13 protein-coding genes and 1 tRNA gene are annotated in these 15,031 nt (G+C 72.6%); 4 read left to right on the top strand and 10 right to left on the bottom strand.

Translation table 11 applies throughout. The features are described 5' to 3' along the window. Positions 1 to 6: 6 nt before the first annotated feature. The 8 genes from DB033_RS00540 to DB033_RS00575 all read right to left on the bottom strand — a co-directional run bounded on the left by DB033_RS00540 (position 7) and on the right by DB033_RS00575 (position 9,394). Positions 7 to 684, bottom strand: coding sequence for a response regulator (locus DB033_RS00540; RefSeq protein ID WP_111764985.1), 678 nt, complete (start codon positions 682 to 684; stop codon positions 7 to 9). Next, the gene (locus tag DB033_RS00545) at positions 681 to 3,209 is read right to left on the bottom strand and encodes a sensor histidine kinase (RefSeq protein ID WP_276309176.1); all 2,529 of its coding nucleotides are present in this window, start codon (positions 3,207 to 3,209) and stop codon (positions 681 to 683) included. The genes DB033_RS00540 and DB033_RS00545 overlap by 4 nt, the downstream gene beginning before the upstream one ends. A gap of 33 nt (positions 3,210 to 3,242) precedes the next feature. Next, positions 3,243 to 3,878 (bottom strand): potassium-transporting ATPase subunit C, encoded by a 636-nt coding sequence (locus DB033_RS00550; protein ID WP_111764986.1) that lies wholly within the window; start codon positions 3,876 to 3,878, stop codon positions 3,243 to 3,245. A gap of 5 nt (positions 3,879 to 3,883) precedes the next feature. Further along, entirely contained in the window at positions 3,884 to 5,977 is a 2,094-nt protein-coding gene (gene kdpB / locus DB033_RS00555) for a potassium-transporting ATPase subunit KdpB (protein ID WP_111764987.1), read from the bottom strand. Further along, on the bottom strand, positions 5,974 to 7,656 hold the full coding sequence (kdpA, locus tag DB033_RS00560) for a potassium-transporting ATPase subunit KdpA (protein WP_111764988.1): 1,683 nt from the start codon (positions 7,654 to 7,656) through the stop codon (positions 5,974 to 5,976). The genes kdpB and kdpA overlap by 4 nt, the downstream gene beginning before the upstream one ends. Next, a complete protein-coding gene (kdpF, locus tag DB033_RS00565; RefSeq protein WP_111764989.1) occupies positions 7,656 to 7,739 on the bottom strand; it encodes a K(+)-transporting ATPase subunit F in 84 nt (27 codons plus the stop codon). Before kdpF ends, kdpA begins: the two co-directional genes overlap by 1 nt. Positions 7,740 to 7,962: 223 nt before the next feature. Beyond that, positions 7,963 to 8,451: a DUF2231 domain-containing protein gene (locus tag DB033_RS00570; protein WP_111764990.1), complete on the bottom strand. Its 489-nt coding sequence runs from the start codon at positions 8,449 to 8,451 to the stop codon at positions 7,963 to 7,965. A gap of 175 nt (positions 8,452 to 8,626) precedes the next feature. Then, positions 8,627 to 9,394, bottom strand: coding sequence for an ABC transporter permease (locus DB033_RS00575; RefSeq protein ID WP_157970424.1), 768 nt, complete (start codon positions 9,392 to 9,394; stop codon positions 8,627 to 8,629). Between the two features lie 97 nt (positions 9,395 to 9,491). Between DB033_RS00575 and DB033_RS00580 the strand changes: the two genes are divergently transcribed. Together DB033_RS00580 and DB033_RS00585 are read left to right on the top strand one after the other, a co-directional pair. After that, positions 9,492 to 9,565: transfer RNA gene (locus DB033_RS00580), tRNA-Pro, on the top strand. Between the two features lie 238 nt (positions 9,566 to 9,803). Beyond that, positions 9,804 to 11,219 (top strand): GGDEF domain-containing protein, encoded by a 1,416-nt coding sequence (locus DB033_RS00585; protein WP_111764992.1) that lies wholly within the window; start codon positions 9,804 to 9,806, stop codon positions 11,217 to 11,219. A 26-nt stretch (positions 11,220 to 11,245) separates the two neighbouring features. On the opposite strand, the gene DB033_RS00590 is transcribed toward DB033_RS00585, so the two are convergent. Both DB033_RS00590 and DB033_RS00595 read right to left on the bottom strand, forming a co-directional pair. Continuing rightward, on the bottom strand, positions 11,246 to 12,145 hold the full coding sequence (locus DB033_RS00590; RefSeq protein ID WP_170315451.1) for an aldo/keto reductase: 900 nt from the start codon (positions 12,143 to 12,145) through the stop codon (positions 11,246 to 11,248). A gap of 71 nt (positions 12,146 to 12,216) precedes the next feature. Continuing rightward, entirely contained in the window at positions 12,217 to 12,906 is a 690-nt protein-coding gene (locus DB033_RS00595) for a hypothetical protein (protein WP_111764993.1), read from the bottom strand. A gap of 258 nt (positions 12,907 to 13,164) precedes the next feature. On the opposite strand from DB033_RS00595, the gene DB033_RS00600 reads away from it, so the two are divergent. Both DB033_RS00600 and DB033_RS00605 read left to right on the top strand, forming a co-directional pair. After that, positions 13,165 to 13,917: a hypothetical protein gene (locus DB033_RS00600; RefSeq protein ID WP_157970425.1), complete on the top strand. Its 753-nt coding sequence runs from the start codon at positions 13,165 to 13,167 to the stop codon at positions 13,915 to 13,917. A 183-nt stretch (positions 13,918 to 14,100) separates the two neighbouring features. Beyond that, positions 14,101 to 14,862: a hypothetical protein gene (locus DB033_RS00605; protein ID WP_111764995.1), complete on the top strand. Its 762-nt coding sequence runs from the start codon at positions 14,101 to 14,103 to the stop codon at positions 14,860 to 14,862. Positions 14,863 to 15,031 lie beyond the last annotated feature (169 nt).

The following is a 15,031-nucleotide window of genomic DNA, read 5'->3' on the forward strand; positions in this document are numbered from 1 at the left end:
CGCGCCTCAGACCTCGAACCGGTAGCCCATCCGCTGGTCGGTGATGAGGTGCCGCGGCCTGCCGGGTTCCGGCTCCAGCTTGCGCCGCAACTGCGCCAGGTACACCCGCAGGTAGTTGCTCTCGGTGGAGTACGCCGGTCCCCACACCTCGCGCAGCAGCTCGGCCTGGGTCACCAGGCGACCCCGGTGGCGCACCAGCATCTCCAACATGCCCCACTCGGTGGGCGTGAGGTGCACCACCTCACCGTCGCGGATCACCTTCTTGGCGGCGAGGTCGACGGTGAACGACGCGGTCACCACCACCGGCGCGGCGTCCGGGGCGGTGTCGGCCCGGCGGATCGCCGCCCGCAGCCTGGCCAGCAGCTCGTCCATCCCGAACGGCTTGGTCACGTAGTCGTCGGCGCCGGCGTCCAGCGCGTCGACCTTGTCGGCGGAGTCGGCCCGCGCCGACAGCATGATCACCGGCACCGTGCTCTGCCGGCGGATCACCGCCAGCACCTCGAGACCGTCGAGGTCGGGCAGACCGATGTCCAGGACGACGATCTCGGGCTGCGACGTCCGGAACAGGTGCAGCGCCTCGGTGCCGTCCGCGGCCAGCAGCACCTCGAAACCCCTGGCCCGCAGGCTGATCTGAAGTGCCCGGCGGAGCTGGGGCTCGTCGTCGACGACCAGGACCCGGGTCACCGGGCCGCCCCGACCGTCGCGCCGCTCGGCAGGTCGACGACCAGGGTGAGGCCGCCGCCCGGGGTGTCCTCGGCGCCGACGGAGCCGCCCATCGCCTCGGTCAGGCCGCGCACCACGGTCAGACCCAGGCCGACCCCGGTGCTCGTGTCGGTGTCGCCCAGTCGTTGGAAGGGCTCGAAGGCGTGCCCGATCGCCTCCTGCGAGACACCGGGACCCGTGTCGGCGACACGGATCTCGACCCTCCCGGCCCGCTCGGACGCGGACACGGTGATCGCGCCGTGGGGTGCGTGCCGCAGCGCGTTGCCCAGGATGTTGGCCAGCACCCGCTCGAGCAACCCCGGGTCGGCCAGGACCGTGGGCAGCAGCTCGTCGGGTGTGTCACCGGGGCTCTGCACCACCACCCGGCCCGCCGGGTGCAGCCCGGTCAACGCCCGGTGCACCACCTCCTCGCACGACACCACCTGCAGCTGCGGATGGACCGCGCCGGCGGCCAGCCGCGAGGAGTCCAGCAGGTTGTCCACGAGCGTGGTCAGGTGGTCGGTGGCGTCCTCGACGTCGGTGAGCAGCTCCGCGGTGTCGCCGGGGGAGAACACCACGTCGGGGCTGCGCAGCGTGGACACCCCGGCCTTGATGGAGGCCAGCGGGGTGCGCAGGTCGTGACTGACGGCGGACAGCAGCGCCCGCCGCAGCCGGTCGCCCTCGGCGACGGCGCGGGCGCCGGCCGCCTCGTCGGCGAGTTCGGTCTGCCGGAGCAGTCCCACCGACTGGTAGGTCACCGCCCGCAGCACCCGGCGGTCGCGGGCGCTGAGTGCCGGTCCGCGCAACGCGAGCACGAACTCTCCGTCCGCGACCTCGCAGCAGGTGTCGGCCTCCTCGGCCGACGGCGCCGGATCCGGTCCGACGGCGGCCGCGACGACCGGCGCCGCACCCGGCGCGGGCCGGCGGAGCAGGGCCGCCGACCGATGCCCGTACACCTCGACGAGCCGACCGAGCAGCGCGGGCAGGTCGGCGCCGCGCAGGACGTGGGAGGCGAACAGGGTGAGCAGCTCCGCCTCCCGGGCGGCGGTCCGGGCGTCGCGGGCCCGGTTGGCCGCGGTGTCCACGAGCATCGCCACCGCCACCGCGACCAGCATCAGCACCACCAGCGTGATGAGGTTGTCCGGCTGGGCGATGGTCAGGCTGTACCGCGGGGCGGTGAAGAAGAAGTTCAGCAACCCACCGGACAGCACCGCGGCGAGGACGGCCGGGCCGACGCCGCCGAGCAGGGCGACCCCGAGCACGACGACGAAGTACAGCACGCCCTGGCTGTTGAGCGAGGTGAAGCGGTCGAGCAGCGCCAGCAACCCGGTCGCCGCGGCCGGCGCCAGCAGCGCCGCGAGCCAGGCCAGCACCGCCCGGCGACGGGTGCGGCCGACGGCCGGGGTCCGCAGCCGCCGGGAGTCGGCCAGATCGTGGGTGACCAGGTGCACGTCGATCGGACCCGACTCACGGATGACCCGGGCCGCGACACCCTCGTCGAACACCCGCGCCCAGCGCGACCGTCGGGACGTCCCCAGCACCAGCTGGGTGGTGTTGATGCTGCGGGCGAACTCCAGCAGCGCGGCCGGCACGTCGTCACCGACGACGTTGTGCACGGCGGCGCCCAGACCTTCGGCGAGGCGGCGCATCCGCATCAGGTCGGACGGGGTGACCCCGGCGACGCCGTCCCCGCGGACCACGTGCACCACGACCAGTTCGCCACCGACCCGGGCGGCGATCCGCTTGGCGCGGCGGATGAGCGTCTCCGACTCGGGCCCGCCGGTCACCGACACGAGCGTCCGTTCCCGGGCCTCCCAGGTCGAGGTGATGTGGTGGTCGCTGCGGTACCGGGCGAGCGCGAGGTCCACCTGGTCGGCCACCCACAGCAGCGCGATCTCCCGCAGCGCGGTCAGGTTGCCGGGCCGGAAGTAGTTGCCCAGCGCCGCGTCGACCTGCTCGGCACGGTAGATGTTGCCGTGGGACAGTCTGCGCCGCAGGGCTTCCGGGGTGATGTCCACGAGCTCCACCTGCTGGGCCCGGCGCACCACCTCGTCGGGCACCGTCTCCTGCTGGACCACCCCGGTGATGTCGCGGACGACGTCGTTCAGCGATTCCAGGTGCTGCACGTTCACCGTGGAGATGACGTCGATCCCGGCCGCGAGGAGCTCCTCGACGTCCTGCCAGCGCTTGGCGTGCCGGGCTCCGGGGGCGTTGGTGTGGGCCAGCTCGTCCACCAGCACCACCTCCGGGCGGCGCAGCAGGATGGCGTCGGTGTCCATCTCGGCCAGCTCCACCCCGCGGTGGGAGTGGCACCGCCGGGGCACCACCTCGAGACCCTCCAGGAGGGCGGCGGTGTGCCGGCGCCCGTGGGTCTCCACCACGCCCACGACGACATCCGCTCCGCGGGACCGGCGCCGGGTGGCCTCGCCCAGCATCGCGAACGTCTTGCCCACCCCGGGCGCGGCGCCCAGGTAGATCCGCAGCTCGCCCCTGCCCACCGTGCTCACGCTCCCATCATCGTCGTGCGGGCCCGCGGCGCGTCACGGCGTGGTGCACGACGGTGCGGTGAGGCCGAGCGCGACGTTCAGCGCCGGCACGTCCACCCGCTCCTCGCCGAGGAATCCCCACTGCCGCCCCTCGGTGTGCTCGGTCACCAGCGCCCGCACCCGGTCCTCGGGCAGACCGGTCACCCGGGCCACCCGGGGCACCTGCAGGTCCGCGTAGGCCGGACTGATCTGCGGATCGACGCTCGAGCCCGAGGACGTCACCGCGTCGGCCGGCACCACGGCCGGGTCGACGTTCTCGCGGAGGGCGACGGCCTGCCGGCGGGCCTCGACGAAGGCGAGCAGCGTCTCGTTGTTCGGCCCGAGGTCGTCGGCGTCCGCGGCGGCCGGGTCACCAGCGGTGAACGGGTCCCCGGCGGCGGCGTCGCCGTCGAGCCGCAGGTGGAAGAAGGGATCCGGGGCGCCGGTGGCGACCTGCGGATCGACGCCGACGCGGGCGCTGCCGACGACGCAGCCGGTGCCGTCGCGCAGCGCCGACCCCTCGGCGGAGCCGACGCCGATCCGGGACAGACCCCAGACGGCCAGCGGGTAGACGACGCCGAGGACGGCGGTGAGCAACAGCAGGACCCGCAGGCCGGCGCCGAGCTGACGGAGGGAGGACAGGACGCGCATGGTGATCAGCCGATTCCCGGGACGAGGCGCACGACGAGGTCGATGAGCCAGATCCCGACGAAGGGAACGAGGACGCCGCCGAGGCCGTAGACGGCCAGGTTGCGCTTGAGCAGCCGGGCGGCGGTGGTGGGGGTGTAGCGGACGCCCTTCAGGGCCAGCGGGATGAGGACCACGATGACCAGTGCGTTGAAGACGACCGCGGACAGGATCGCCGACGACGGGGTGGCCAGGCGCATGATGTTGAGCGCGTCGAGCTGGGGGTAGATGCCGCTGAACATCGCGGGCAGGATCGCGAAGTACTTCGCGAGGTCGTTGGCGAGCGAGAACGTGGTCAGTGCACCGCGGGTGATGAGCAGCTGCTTGCCGATCTCGACGATCTCGATCAGCTTCGTCGGGTCGGAGTCGAGGTCGACCATGTTGCCGGCCTCCTTGGCCGCCGACGTCCCGGTGTTCATCGCGACCCCGACGTCGGCCTGGGCGAGCGCCGGGGCGTCGTTGGTGCCGTCACCGGTCATCGCGACCAGCCGGCCGCCGGCCTGCTCGCGGCGGATCAGCGCCAGCTTGTCCTCGGGGGTGGCCTCGGCGAGGAAGTCGTCGACGCCGGCCTGGGCGGCGATGGACTTCGCGGTGACCGGGTTGTCGCCGGTGACCATCACGGTCCGGATGCCCATCGCGCGGAGGTCGGCGAAGCGGGCGGCGATGTTGGGCTTGACCACGTCGGACAGCTCGACGACGCCGAGCACCGCGGCGTCCCGGTCGGGTTCGGCGACGGCGACCACCAGCGGGGTGCCGCCCCGCTGGGACACCTCGGTGACCAGCCGGGTCAGCTCGGCCGGCGCGGCGCCGCCGCGCTCCACCGTCCAGGCGAGCACGGAGGTGCCGGCGCCCTTGCGGATCTGCCGCCCGTCGAGGTCCAGTCCGCTCATCCGGGTCTGGGCGGTGAACGCGACGGGAACGGCATCCGCCTCGGGCGCCGGGAGGGTGTGCGGCAGGCCGAACTCCGCGGCGCACAGGTCGACGATGCTGCGGCCCTCGGGGGTCTCGTCGGCCAGGCTGGACAACCGCGCCGCCGCGGCGAGGGCGGCGACGGGAACCCCGTCGACCGGATGCAGGGCGGTGGCCCGCCGGTTGCCGAAGGTGATGGTGCCGGTCTTGTCCATCAGCAGCACGTCGATGTCGCCGGCCGCCTCGACCGCCCGACCGCTCATGGCCAGCACGTTGCGCTGCACGAGCCGGTCCATGCCGGCGATCCCGATGGCCGACAGCAGGGCGCCGATGGTGGTCGGGATCAGGCAGACCAGCAGGGCGATCAGCCGGATCGGGTCCTGGGTCTGTCCGCCGTAGGCCGCCATCGGACCGACCGCGACGACGACCAGCAGGAAGACGATGGTCAGCGAGGCGAGCAGGATGTTCAGGGCGATCTCGTTGGGGGTCTTCTGCCGGGCCGCGCCCTCGACCAGCCCGATCATCCGGTCGACGAAGGACTCGCCGGGCTTGGCGGTGATCTGGACGACGATCCGGTCGGACAGCACGGTGGTGCCGCCGGTCACGGCACACCGGTCGCCGCCGGACTCACGCACCACGGGTGCGGATTCACCGGTGATGGCCGACTCGTCCACGGTGGCGATGCCCTCGACGATGTCGCCATCACCGGGGATGGTCTGGCCGGCTTCGACCAGTACCCGGTCGCCGATGACCAGATCGTTGCCGGAGACGGCGGTCTCGGTGCCGTCGGCGCCGAGCCGGCGGGCCACGGTGTCCCGCTTGGCCTGCCGGAGCGTGGCCGCCTGGGCCTTGCCGCGACCCTCGGCCACCGACTCGGCGAGGTTGGCGAAGACCACGGTGAACCACAGCCACACCACGACGAGCCAGCCGAACAGGCTCGGGGACAGCACGGCCAGCACGGTCGAGGCGATCGAGCCGACGAAGACCACGAACATCACCGGGTTGCGGGCCTGGTGGCGGGGGTGGAGTTTGCGCAGCGCACCGGGCAGCGCGGCGACGAGTTGGCGCGGCCGGAAGATCCCGGTGGGGACCCGGCGCCGGGTGGTCGGCTCCTCGACGGCGACGACGGGTTCGAGGGTGGATGGAGCGGTCACAGCAGGGCCTCCGCGAGGGGTCCCAGCGCCAGCGCCGGGAAGAAGGTGAGCGCCGAGACGAGCACCACGACGCCGGACAGCAGCGCGCCGTAGAGCACCCCGGTGGTGGGCAGCGTGCCGGCGGACGCCGGGGTGGGCTGTTGGGCGGCCAGCGAGCCGGCCAGCGCCAGGATGAACAGGATGGGCAGGATCCGGCCGAACAGCATGACCAGGCCCAGCGACGTCTGGAACCAGTCGCTGGTGACGGTGATGCCGGCGAAGGCGCTGCCGTTGTTGTTGGCGGCCGAGGCGTAGGCGTAGAGCACCTCGGAGAAGCCGTGGATCGACGACGCCGTGCCCGGGTCACCGCCGTTGCCCTGGGCCGCGAGGGTGCCGGGCAGTGCGACGGCGACACCGGCCCCGATCAGCACGAGGGCGGGCATCACCAGCACGCTGAGCGCGGCCATGGTGATCTCGCGGCGGCCGATCTTCTTCCCCAGGAACTCCGGGGTGCGGCCGACCAGCAGCCCGCCGACGAACACCGCGATGATGGCGAACACGAGCATCGAGTACAGGCCGGAACCGACGCCACCCGGGGCGATCTCGCCGAACAGCATGTTCAGCAGGTACAGCCCGCCACCGGCGGCGGAGGCGCTGTCGTGCATCGAGTTCACCGCACCGGTGGACGTCCCGGTGGTGCTCACCGCGAACAGCACCGAGCCGGGGATCCCGAACCGGACCTCCTTGCCCTCGAGCATGGTTCCGGCCGCCCGGCCGGCCACCCCGGTGGCGTGGGACTCCGCCCAGGTGGCCAGGGCGAGCAGGGCGCCCCACAGGGCCGCCATGACCCCGAGGAGGGTCAGCCCCTGCCGCACATTGCCGACCATCGTGCCGAAGGTGCGGGTCAGCGCGACCGGGACGACGAGGATCGCGATGACCTGGACGACGTTGCTCAGCGGGGTGGGGTTCTCGAAGGGGTGCGCGGAGTTGGCGTTGAGGATGCCACCGCCGTTGGTGCCGATCTCCTTGATCGCCTCCTGGGAGGCGACCGGGGCGACCGCGATGCGCTGGGCGGCACCGTCCAGTCCGGTGGCGGCGAAGGAGGCGTGCAGCGACATCACCACGCCCTGGGTCAGCAGGACGACCGCCACCAGGGCCGAGAGCGGCAGCAGGATCCGCAGGCTGCCGCGGACCAGGTCGACCCAGAAGTTGCCGAGACCGCCGCCGCCGGCCCGCACGAAACCGCGGATGAGGGCGACGACCACGGCCAGCCCGACCGACGCGGAGACGAAGTTCTGCACCGTCAGGCCGATGAGCTGGGTGAGGTGCCCCATCGTCGTCTCGGGCACGTAGGACTGCCAGTTGGTGTTGGTGACGAACGAGACCGCGGTGTTGAACGCCACCGACGGTGACACCCCGGACAGCCCGTTGCTCAGCGGCAGCACACCCTGGACGCGCTGGAGGAGGTAGAGCACGGCGATGCTCGCCCCGGTGAAGCCGAGCAGACTGCCGGCGTATCCCGCCCAGGTCTGGTCGGTGGTGGCGTCGATGCGGGCCGCGCGGTAGAGGCCGCGCTCGAGTCGCGAGTGGGTCGCGCCCTGGTAGACGCGCGCCATGTGGTCGCCCAGCGGCACGTAGACCACGGCGAGCACCACCACGACGAACGCGAGCTGGAGCGCGGCCGCGAGGGCCGGGCTCATCAGAACCGCTCCGGCGACAGCAGCGCCACCAACAGGTAGACCACCAGTGCGGCGCTGACCGCGAGCAGGACGACGGTGCCCATCACCGTGCCTTCGACGCCTGCAGCGCACGCAGCGCCCACAGACACAGGGCGTACCCCGCGATGATCACCAGAACGAACAACAGATCGGCCACGGCCGCGCACTCCTCCCGACGCCCGCCGGATGCGGGGTCGGGATCAGCGTGGGACGGAGGTCAGCGGTCAGGGCCGCATCTTGACGCTGTCCTGACGCGGGGGGTCGGGATCTTGACGCTGTCCTGACGGATCAGCCGGTGCTGCTGAAGCTCGTTCCGCCCCAGACCGACGACGCGCCGCTGTCGCCCACGCGGTAGACGTGCACCACCGTGCCGACGGCCGCGACCGCAGCGAACACCGCGATGCCCGCCACCAGCGCCTGACCGGGCTTGCGGTTGCTGTCCACGGTCCGCGTCTTCAGGTGGAGCCAGAAGACGAGGCCTGCGGCCAGGAGGAGGGCCAGGGCCCACCAGATCATCAGCTCACCCAGGGCAGCGTGCGGCGCCACGGTCGGCTTCTGCCCCAGGCCGGTGTTGGCCAGGGCCTCTCCGGCCTGAGTCGCGACCGGCACCGCCGCGGTCCCGACGACGGCGAGCCCCAGCGGCAGCGGCCCGGCCCAACGGCGGAACCGCGGCCAGACGGCGGCGAGCAGCACGGTGATCGAGGCCAGCGGCAGCAAGACCACCACCAGGTGGACGATCAGCGGGTGCAGGGGGAGGCCGAACGCGGTGTCGAACATGGAAGCCCTTCGTGGTCGGCGGTCGTCCGCACGGGTGCAGGGGTGTGCCGGGGGGTCGAGTATGGCGGTGCTCTGTGAGAGGTACGTGGACAGCGCCGCCGCGGTTCGATCGGCGCGGTCCGCGGTGGGGGATCGACCCGGCGGTGTCCTGCCGGTTCGGCCCGCGGCGGTCCGCTCACTCCGGCAGTCGGCCGAACGGGCCGCGGATCAGTCCGCGCCCGATGAGCTCCACGGTCAGGACGGTCGCCATCGCCTGCACCAGGACCAGCGAGACCAGCACGAGCAGCTGGGCCGTGCCCGCCTGCCACGGGTCCGCGCCGGCCAGCAGCACCCCGACGAAGGCGCCGGGGAGCGTGACCAACCCGACGGTGCGGGTCTGGTCCAGGACGGGGATTAGGGCCAGTGCCGCGGCCGGTCTGCCGATCAGGGCCACCCCCTCGCGGCGACTCAGGCCCAGTGCCCGGGCCGCGTCGTACTCGCCGGCGCGCAGGCGTAGCTCCTCCACGGCCCGGCGCCCGGCCAGTGAGGTCGCGGTCATCGCGCCGCCGATGACGATGCCGGCGACGGGCAGCACGGCGACGGGCACCGGCGGGAGCACCGTGCTGGCGACGATGAGGGACAGGGCGATCAGCACGGGGACCGCGACCGGCACGATCGTCCACCAGTGCGCCGGGCGGCGGGAGCCGCTCACCCGGTGCGCCGAGGTGGCCGCCGCGATGACGAGCATCAGCCCCACGAAGGCCGCGGTCAGGGTCATCGACCGCAGCACCGCGCTGATGACCAGGCTCACGCCGGCGAGCTGGATCGCGGCCCGCGCGCAGGCCGTGAGCACGTCGCGGGCGCGTCCGACGTCGGCCCACCGGACCAGCAGCGCCGATGCGAGGGCGAAGACGACGCACAGGCCGGCCAGCGCGGGGCCGAGCCGCACCGCGCCGTCGGTCATGGCGCCCATGCTCGCACGCAGGGGCCGTCCGGAAACCCGTCGGGGACACCCCGTCGGCTGCGGTAGTCTTGTCCCCGCCCGGTCCGCCGGGCTCGACCGGGATGTGGCGCAGCTTGGTAGCGCACTTGACTGGGGGTCAAGGGGTCGCAGGTTCAAATCCTGTCATCCCGACAGCGTCGCGAGAAGGGGCCGTTCCCGTCAGGGAGCGGCCCCTGTCGCTGTCTGCGGGGGTGCGCTCGACCGGACACGGGCGGATCCGAAGTCCGTGGCCGGCTCCCAGCAGCGCGCCCGCCCGTCGGCGGATATCACTGCCTGCTAGCTCTCGATCACGTATAGTGATGACCGGGACGGTGCTCCGTCGCCGCGGTCGACCGCCCGGTCGCCGCCCGCCGGACAGGAGAGCCCCGCTGTGGACACCGTCGCAGACACCGAGATCAGCGAAGCCGCCTGGCTCGCGACGCAGCAGCGCAACCTGGCGCGCCTGAAGGTGACCGCCGTCGTCGCCGCCCTCTCCATCCCGGCGGTCTCGCTCTCGGCGATGGTGGTGAGCGAGCAGTTCGTCTCCGGTCACCACTCCTACCTGATGGCCGGCGCGATCCAGCTGATCATCTCGGTGCCCATCGTCGTGCTGCTGTTCCGCTTCGTCCGGTCGGACCAGGACCGGGCCAACCGGCTGGTGGGCTCCCTGACGTCGCACCTCTCGCGGGCCGTGGAGGTGGCGGAGTCCCAGGCCCGCCGCCGCGAACTGCAGGCCGACCGCCAGGAGTTCGAGACGCGACTGGCGAATGCGCTGGACATGGCCGAGGGCGAACCGGAGGTCATCGACGTCATCGAGCGGTCGTTCGCCACCATCCTGCCGGCGGCCCCGGTCGAGCTGCTGCTCGCCGACAACAGCCACGCGCACCTGACCCGGATGGCCAGTTCGGCCGCCGGCGCACCCGGCTGTGGTGTGGATTCCCCCGACCACTGCCCGGCCGCCCGCCGCGCGCAGGTGCAGCGGTTCGACGACAGCGACGACCTGGACGCGTGCCCCAAGCTGCGTGGCCGCGCCGAGGGAGCGGTGTCCGCGGTGTGCGTGCCGGTGTCCATCATGGGCCGGACGGTGGGCGTCATCCATTCCACCGGCGAGGCCGGGACCCAGGTCGCCGAGGACACCGTGCTCGACCTGGGCACGCTGTCCAAGCTCGGTGGCGCCCGGATCGGGCTGCTGCGCGTGATGGCCGAGACCCAGTTGCAGGCGGCCACCGACAGCCTCACCGGACTGCTGAACCGGCGGTCGTTCGAGACCCAGGTGGCGCGCGCGCGTCGCGAGTCTCCGGTCGTCGCGGTGGCCATGGCCGACCTCGACCATTTCAAGACGCTCAACGACACCTACGGGCACGAGACGGGTGACCGCGCCCTGCGGCTGTTCGCCAAGGTGCTCGCCGGCTCCGTGCGCAGCCAGGACCTGGTGTGCCGACAGGGCGGTGAGGAGTTCGTCGTCGCCCTGATGGGCTGCGGCGCCGACACGGCCCGGGGGGTGCTGGACGCGGTCCGCACCCGGCTGGAGGCCGCCATCACGGTCGCCGGGCTCCCCGCGTTCACCGTCAGCTTCGGCCTCGTGCAGGGAGACGACCGCGAGGACCTCCCGGAGCTCATCGAGCGGGCGGACGCCGCCCTGTTCGAGGCCAAGCGCGCCGGCCGCGACCGGGTGGTCGTGCACGACGCCGCCGGCATCGTGGTCGGCGCGGCATCGCCGGCCGGGCGCGGCCTGTCGGCGCAGCGGGCCGTCGACGCCACCCCGGCCGTCCGGGCCGTCCCCGGCGGGGACCGCGCCGCCGGCTGACGATCACCCGCGTGCGGCGGCCGCTGTCAGGCCCAGGCGCGGCGGCTCCGCGCGGCCCAGTAGGCGGCGGGCGGTGTCGCGAGCGCACCGAACGCATCGGGGTCGACCACCAGACCGGTTGCGCCCACGTTGCTCTCGAGCTGTGACACGGTCACGGCTCCGGTGAGCACGACGTCGGCCCAGGGCTGCGCGAGGGCGGCCGCGAGCGCCAGCCGGTCCGCCGGGTGCTCGCCGGCCAGCGCCGGGTGCCCGGCCAGCAACCCGTTGGCCAACGCCTCCTTGACCACCACGCGCACACCCGCGGCGTGGGCCTCGGCGAGAGCGTCGCCGGCCGAGGGCTCGAGCAGGTTCCAGGTGGATTGGACCGAGGTGAACAGCGGTGCGCCGTCGACGGTCAGGGCCAGTCCCCGGCGGACGGCCGCCGCCTGGTCCGGTCCGGAGGTCGAGAACCCCACTTCGACGCCCTGCGCGCGGATCTCACCGAGCCGGGCCAGCACGGCGGCATCGTCGAACAACGGGCTGTTCAGGGTCAGCGAATGGACCTGGTACAGCCGCAGCCACGGGCCGAGCAGCGCCGTCGTCTCCGCCCACTGCCGGTCCAGCATCGCGCGGGAGTGGTCCTTCTCCTCGTGCCGGGTCGCGTCCGCACGCCAGTCCGCGGTGTAGCGGTAGCCCCATTTGCTGGCCACGAAGGGCACGTCGGCTGCGGTGGCCACCCACGAGGCGAGGAACTCCTCCGCGGCGCCGTACCCGCGGGCGGCGTCGACGTAGCGGACACCCAGAGACACAGCGGCGTCGAGCATCTCGTGGGTGCGGGCGCGCATCACCGCCGGGGGCCGGTCCGCCGGCAGGTCGGCGGCCCGGTCGGTGGTGATGTAGGCGGGGCGACCCAGGGCGGCGAGCCCGAGACCGAGTGCGGCGACCACGTCCGTCTCCTTCCGGCCGGTCCGCCGGGTGGCGGCGGAGCGCCCAGCCTAGGCCCTGCCGCCCGGCCCGCTCAGTGCTGCTGGTTCTTCGCCGGCCGCCGGCCGTAGCGGGCCACCTGGTAGCCCAGTACCCGCAGTACCGCGCGGGCGGGCCCGGCGTCACCGGTGGCCAGGTAACCGATCGTCAGGCCCTCCAGGGTCGCGGCGACCAGCAGGGCCAGCTGCTCGCGGGGGAGTTCCCAGCGGATGTGATGGGCGTCGGCGATCAGGTCGAGCCAGGTGGCGATGCCCGCGGCGGGCGCCCACGACGCCATGTCCCCCGGGGTGGCCGGTCCGGTGTCACCGCCGCCCGCGGTCGGGATGGACGGCCCGCCGCGTCCGGCGGTCCACCCGCGTTCCGCGGCGGTGTCGAGCCGGCGGGCCTGGATGCTGCGGACGGCGCGGTGCTCGTCGCGATGGTCCACCACGGCGTCCCAGTGGGCACTCAGGGCGATCTGCAGGGAATCGGTCAACGACCGCCGCCGGGCGACGGTGGCGGCCACCCGCTCGAAATGCAGCCCGGCCAGTTCTTGGATGACCGAGGAATACACCTCGTCCACCGAGGTGACGGGAAATGCGACCCCGGGGGAATGGCGTCCGAGGCGGTCGTGCAACAGATCCGGAGTGACCGCGGCCGCGCCGTGAATGTTGACCAACTCGACGGTGTCGAGGTGGATGGCCCGTCGTTGGTCGAGCGGGCGATCCGCCATGCGGGTGGTCATGGTTCTCCTGTGATGGGCAAGTTGCGGTCATGGACCACGCTACGACCACAGGATGGGGGAAATGTGCATGGTCGATGGGGCGCGGATGGGCGTCGCCATTACGCCGGAACGGTCGGGCCCGATACGCAGAGTGGCGGTCGGGAATTGGCGGGAGACACCGGTGAAATTTCTGTGGAACAGGTTCGTGAATGCCTTGTAGACCCTTTGATCGAACCGTAATGTCCTGCATCCGGAGTTCGAACGACATGGGGGTTCAACATGAGGAAGACATTCATCGCCGCACTGGCTGCAGGCGTCATGGCGACCGCCGGTTCGGTGATGCTGGCCGGTCCGGCCCAGGCCGAATCGGTACCGGTCTTCTCGGTTCCGTACAGCAGCACGCTGTACGTGCTCGGGGAGGGCACCATCGAAGCCCTGAGCTACGAGGACTGGCAGGCCGCCGGCTTCCCGGCTCCCACCCTGGCGCCGAACACCGAGTACGGCTCCTACCCGTGGTCGCCGGTCATCTACGCCGTCACCCCGTTCGCCGACGACGCCCTCATCAACGCCCTCACCCCCGACGAGTGGGCGCGCGCCGGCTGGCCCGCGCCGCAGGTCACCGCCCAGATCCCCGGCACGATCGTGGCCAAGTTCGCCAGTTCCGACGAGCTGTTCGCCGCGAACGTCCAGAGCCCGGACGTGCACAAGCTCACCTTCGCCGAGTGGGGTCAGCTGGGTTACCTGGCGCCGGAGTTCCTGAACGACCAGGGCTTCTACCAGCTGGCCTGGGTGGACGTCCCCGGGATCGCCTACCAGGATCTGCAGGAGGGCAGCGCCGTCGAGATCAGCTTCGAGGCGTGGGCCGCCTACGACTACCCGACCCCGGCGAAGGTGAACCGCATCTACGGTGACCAGTTCCTGCTGCAGGGCAACGGCGACATCGTCTACGACGGCCCGACCCTGGCCGACTACACGCTGAGCTACGCCGAGTGGCAGGCGGCGGGCTTCCCGACGCCGGTCGCCCCCAGCTGAGCGTCGCCCCACCACCGGTCCCGAGGGCCCGCCGCGATCCGTCGCGGCGGGCCCTCGGGCTTTCCGTTCCGGACGGTAGGGGTCCACCGACTGCGATGCGGCCCGTGTCGGCCCGCAACGCCGCGCCGTTCCGTCCGCGACCCGCCCGGGTCACCGGATTCCGCCGTACCGCAGGAGGTCTCGTTGAAGAACAGCATCACCGCCGCACTCGTCGCCGGGGCGCTCGCCGTCACCGGGTCGGTGGTGACGGCCACCCCGGCCGCCGCCGCGGCCGTCGTCTACCAGCCCGCCTACAGCGACGACATCTACTACGTCGAGGACGGGCAGACCTATCTGCTCACCCTCGACGACTGGCTGTACCTGGGTAGGCCGACCCCGAAACGCACCGCGACGAACTACGTCAAGTACGCCTGGTCGAGCACGGTGTACGGCAGCACCCCACTGCCGAACTACCTGCTCGTCGAGGCGTTGTCGCCGTCCGGCTGGGCCAGGGCCGGCTACCCGGCCGCCACCACGGTGGCCTGGGTCCCGTACACCTTCCTGTACCAGTGGGGGACCTCGCCGGAGCTGTTCCTGTACAGCGACGTCGACCAGGTCAGCCACAAGCTCTCATTCGGGGAGTGGGCCGCGAGCGGCTTCCAGCCGCCGGAGGTCTTCGCCCGGGAGGGCTTCTACAAGCTGGGCTGGTCCGACGCCCCCGGGATCCAGTACGTCTTCGAACGCGACGGGCAGCCCCTCACGGGCGAGGTCATCGATTTCGCGTTCTGGGCGAGCGAGGACTTCCCCACCCCGGCCGCGGTCGGCCGGCTGCTCGGCGACCACTTCTACCGGTACGAGGGCAGTGACGACATCGTCTACTTCGGGCCGACTCTCGAGGGTCACACCCTGACGCTGGACGAGTGGCTCGCCGCCGGCGCGCCGGCTCCGGAGCTCGTGCGCACCTGACCGGACGGGGCCCGTGGCTCACCCGCCGCGGGCCCCCTCACCGCGTCGACCGGACGGGGCCCGTTGCACACTCGGCCGCGGGCCCCCTCACCGCGTCGACCGGACGGGGCCCGTTGCACACTCGGCCGCGGGCCCCCTCGCCGCGTCGACCGGACGGGGCCCGCGGCCA

It is taken from the genome of Nakamurella deserti (assembly GCF_003260015.1).
GTDB lineage: Bacteria > Actinomycetota > Actinomycetes > Mycobacteriales > Nakamurellaceae > Nakamurella > Nakamurella deserti.

Excerpts from the sequence above, each read along its gene's own strand:
- DB033_RS00600 (WP_157970425.1), top strand. The coding sequence starts at position 13,165 with ATGAGGAAGACATTCATCGCCGCACTGGCTGCAGGCGTCATGGCGACC.
- DB033_RS00595 (WP_111764993.1), bottom strand. The coding sequence starts at position 12,906 with ATGACCACCCGCATGGCGGATCGCCCGCTCGACCAACGACGGGCCATC.
- DB033_RS00550 (WP_111764986.1), bottom strand. The coding sequence starts at position 3,878 with ATGCGCGTCCTGTCCTCCCTCCGTCAGCTCGGCGCCGGCCTGCGGGTC.
- kdpA (WP_111764988.1), bottom strand. The coding sequence starts at position 7,656 with ATGAGCCCGGCCCTCGCGGCCGCGCTCCAGCTCGCGTTCGTCGTGGTG.
- DB033_RS00575 (WP_157970424.1), bottom strand. The coding sequence starts at position 9,394 with ATGACCGACGGCGCGGTGCGGCTCGGCCCCGCGCTGGCCGGCCTGTGC.
- DB033_RS00570 (WP_111764990.1), bottom strand. The coding sequence starts at position 8,451 with ATGTTCGACACCGCGTTCGGCCTCCCCCTGCACCCGCTGATCGTCCAC.
- kdpF (WP_111764989.1), bottom strand. The coding sequence starts at position 7,739 with ATGGGCACCGTCGTCCTGCTCGCGGTCAGCGCCGCACTGGTGGTCTAC.